Raw genomic sequence first — 4,090 nt, forward strand, 5'->3', positions numbered from 1 at the left:
ATCGACGCATTAGTCATGTCCTCAAGCCCCCGGATGTACTGATCAGAGGGGTGACAACTTTCCTGAAACTGGGGGGTATGCAAATGTGATTGTGGAGGCGAAAAAATCACGAGAACCAATCTTCTAACTTCAGGCAAAACAAAATCCTGTGGCTGTATTCACACTGAGATGCTGGCCAAGAGAAATCAGAACCGGAGAATCGATATCATGGGAAATAGATATGGCCGTCTGCTGGTTGTCCAGCATTTAGGGATACGCGGTGGAGCACATGTTTGGAAGTGCGCTTGCGATTGTGGCAATGTTCAAAAGGCCACTACTGGTTCTCTGCTAGGAGGTCTGACTCTTTCTTGTGGATGCCTGAAAACAGAACGGCATAATGAACGCTTGGCAGCTAACTTCCTCAATTTAGAAGGCGAAACATTTGGACGCCTACTTGTTTTGGGACATCACGAGAAGAGGGATGGGAGCAATATCTGGCTATGTAAATGCGAATGCGGCAATCTTTCTCTAGCATCTACAGGTGCCCTTCGGAGTGGCCATCGCACGTCCTGTGGCTGCTTCTCGATGATACAGAATAGAGACTTAATCGGTGAAAAGTTTGGCCGCCTTTTGGTGACTGGAAAATGCGATCAGAAAAAACACCGTCAATCGCAATGGGAATGTTCTTGCGACTGTGGCAAGAAACTGTTCATTCCAACTGCTCAGCTCACAACAGGTAAAACACAATCATGCGGTTGCTTGAGAGATGAAATGACCTCGGCTCGCTTTCGAAAACACGGCCAAGCGGGAAGCAAAGAATATTCAGCGCAAATTTCAGCCAAACGCCGGGCAATGCAAAGGGAGCTAGGTGGGAGCTTCACCGTTGCTGAGATTCGGGAGCTATTTGTATTACAAGAGGGAAAGTGTGTTTATTGTGAGGCTGACCTCAGCATGGTCGGATTTCATCGTGACCACATGACACCACTTGTGAGAGGAGGAAGCAATGAAATCTCCAATATCCAGCTCTTATGTCCGAATTGTAATCGTCGCAAACACGACAAGACCCACGAGGAGTTTGTTATGTCTAGAAATATGCAGACTTAGCCCAACCTTCTGATCGCGACAGCCTAACAAGCCCCTCGAGTGGACAGGCCACCACCAGCTCTCTGCTTCGCCACCCCAAGTTTTTTGCCTGCCACTCAGGGGCAGCGTTGGGTGGAATGGAACCATGGAATTCTCCAGCTTGTGCCCGTGATTGGAAATCACCCCGCCCTCCCAGATCGAACTGATCTGTCGTTCCAGCTAAGATGCCCCTCTCAGAGGGCGTAGCATGCGCGGCTTCGTGCCCACACAACAGTCCACCGTTGATCAGATGGTGGAAATGCTCTTTAAGGACAACAGCCCGAAGGCAACGGACAGGATTCTCGATCCCGGTTGCGGTCCTGGTGCCTTTATAGAGGGAATCCTGAGGTGGTGCGAACGTCACAATGTCGAAGTTCCCCAAATCGTAGGCATTGAACTTGATACGCAAAGAGCCGAGAATGCAAGACAGAAGTTTTTAGGCATTCCTCAGGTTGAGATTATTACCGGTGACTTTTTGCTTGACGAATTTAAAGGAGTGTTCGACTTTATTGTTGGAAATCCTCCGTATGTTTCGATACTAGCTCTTACAGAGGAAGAAAAGCGGCGATTCCGCTCACGTTACAAGTGTGCGGTTGGTCGATTTGATTTATATATGCTTTTTTTTGAAAGAGCCATCTCGCTTGGCCGGAAAGGTGGAACGCTTGTTTTCGTCACACCAGAGAAGTACACCTATGTTCAGGCAGGGTCTGAGGTTCGCAAACTACTTGCATCACATGATGTAACCGATATCACCCTTCTTCAAGAGGATGTGTTTCCTGGGCGGACTACTTACCCCACTGTGTCTAGGCTAAGGATATCTATCGCAGGTGGGCATACGCAGATACAGGCTCGTAATGGTGTTAGTTTTCCTGCATTGTTACCAAAGAGTGGTGAGAGCTGGCGCCATCTCTTTTCAAATGATGAACTGCCCGAAGTAATCGGTTCGCTTCGGCTAGACGATATATGCCGCCGAATTAGTTGTGGCATCGCCACAGGGGCTGATGGTGTCTTCGTAAAAGACATAGAAGACCTACCTGAGAATCTTGAGCAACATGCTTGGCCGACCATCTCGGGCCGACAATTGAAGCCATCAATATCTAAAGTTAAGACATCATCAGTCATGCTAATTCCTTATTCGATAGAGTCACGGCTGAAATGTCTTGAGGAGATCGGCGAGCTAGGCAATTACCTCAAGCGGCCTGATATTAAATCGAAACTCGCTATGCGCTCTTGTACACAGCGGAAGCCATGGCATGCTTTTCATGATGCCCCGCAGATGAGTGACTTACTACGTCCAAAGATACTTTGCAAGGACATTTCCGATAACCCTTTGTTCTGGATAGACAAAGAAGGCTTAGTTGTGCCGAGACATTCGGTTTACTACATAGTCCCCAGGCATCCTAGTCAGATATATCATATAGCGGAGTATCTAAACTCAGATCCAGTCAAAGCTTGGATATTTGCCAATGCTCAGCGTGCTGCCAATGGCTTTTTGAGAATTCAGAGTTCAGTACTTAAGCGGCTTCCTATACCCGCAGATTTAGCTCGGCCTCTGTCAGCAGACAATGATAGGGATTCAAAGCCTCGCCAAGTTTTGCAGTTAATGAGGGCTGAGGTGCTAAAAGCAGCATGATTACTCCGGCAGATAGGGTTATTGAGCGAATTCTCCAAGACAGGTACCATGATCACAGATCTGCACGTCATTCAGATATTATCTGCAATCATTTCATCTTAGACTTGCTTCAGCAATGCCCTGCCCTTGCCGATGATATTGAAAACTCCAGAGTTCAGTATCGACTTAATGTAGAGGTTTCAGGGTTAACGCATAAAGTCGATCTCATGATCTATGAAGTAGATGACAGTGATAGCGTGCCGACTCTTGACCGTGCGCGATTGTGCATGGAAAACAAGTCAGTTATTACGGCTCACGGTAAGAACAGGAAAAACAGGCAAAGTGATTTATCTGATTTTGCTAATCTTCTACAAGCCAAGAAGCCTGAAGCAATTGTCTTGGGACATGTTCTTGTAGGTACCGGAATACAGTACGTCAATATCCCAGACGCTGTGAAGCGCAAGTGTCAGATTTTGGGGATAGATTTTGAGCGTGATGTGTTGCCACGTCTTTCTTCCGGCGATCCCAAGCTCTGGACTGAGTTTGGAGCAAAACCAAATTCGGAGGACGCCGCATTCAAGACAATAGAGATGATGAGGTCCCTTCCAGTTAAGGAGAAAGGCTTTACTCATGAACTGGGTTTTGATTATCTTCTCATCGAGCCTGTCTTTGTTGACAACATCAATCCTCCGCGAGTCGAGCGAGAAAATATTTTTGGTATCAACATTGACTCTCAGTATCCAGAGATGCTAAAGCGGACTTGTAGGGCATATACGTCTAGATGGCACACCTTGGTTGGGTAACTGCCATCCACCCAACAAACCCATGCACCCGACCGAAGGGAGGTTGCCTTCATATTGTCGAGTTTGTGCGGCGGGTGATGGGCAGCGTTAGGCTTGCACTCAGCCAAAGCCTAGCGTAGGCTTTACAGGATCCACACATTTTATCAAAGTTTTGTCAAAGTTTTCTCAAAGAATTACAATGGAGATTATGCTTAAATCTCTCTTGCTTGGCGGCGTGCTTCTCACTTCTGGCGTCGCAATTGCTTCGGATACAGCGCAATGGACTTATTCTGGTGAGAAAGGTCCCGAAAACTGGTCTAAGCTTTCGCCTGAATTCGGTGCTTGTGCAGGCAAGAATCAATCACCGATCAACTTAACTGGCTTCATCGAATCAGAGCTAAAGCCAATCGAGCTTTCGTATCAGGCAGGTGGCAACGAAATTTTGAACAATGGTCATACCGTGCAAGTAAACTACGCAGCTGGGAGCAGCATCACAGTCGATGATATCCAATTCGACCTTAAGGGCACCTCGAAAAATACGATCAGCCCTTGCGTTGAGGCGACAATAGCTTATAATTTGAATAGTTAATTGCAT

At 47.1% G+C, this 4,090-nt stretch carries 4 protein-coding genes; all 4 read left to right on the forward strand.

The window, feature by feature from the left end:
• Positions 1-168 precede the first annotated feature (168 nt).
• A complete protein-coding gene (locus AC01FP_RS16295; RefSeq protein WP_474481720.1) occupies positions 169-1,083 on the forward strand; it encodes an HNH endonuclease in 915 nt (304 codons plus the stop codon).
• A gap of 226 nt (positions 1,084-1,309) precedes the next feature.
• A complete protein-coding gene (locus AC01FP_RS16300; protein WP_474481721.1) occupies positions 1,310-2,734 on the forward strand; it encodes an Eco57I restriction-modification methylase domain-containing protein in 1,425 nt (474 codons plus the stop codon).
• Entirely contained in the window at positions 2,731-3,516 is a 786-nt protein-coding gene (locus AC01FP_RS16305) for a hypothetical protein (protein ID WP_474481722.1), read from the forward strand. Before AC01FP_RS16300 ends, AC01FP_RS16305 begins: the two co-directional genes overlap by 4 nt.
• A 187-nt stretch (positions 3,517-3,703) precedes the next feature.
• Positions 3,704-4,084: a carbonic anhydrase family protein gene (locus AC01FP_RS16310; RefSeq protein ID WP_474481723.1), complete on the forward strand. Its 381-nt coding sequence runs from the start codon at positions 3,704-3,706 to the stop codon at positions 4,082-4,084.
• Positions 4,085-4,090 lie beyond the last annotated feature (6 nt).

The sequence above is a fragment of the Cyanobium sp. NIVA-CYA 375 genome (assembly GCF_056108345.1).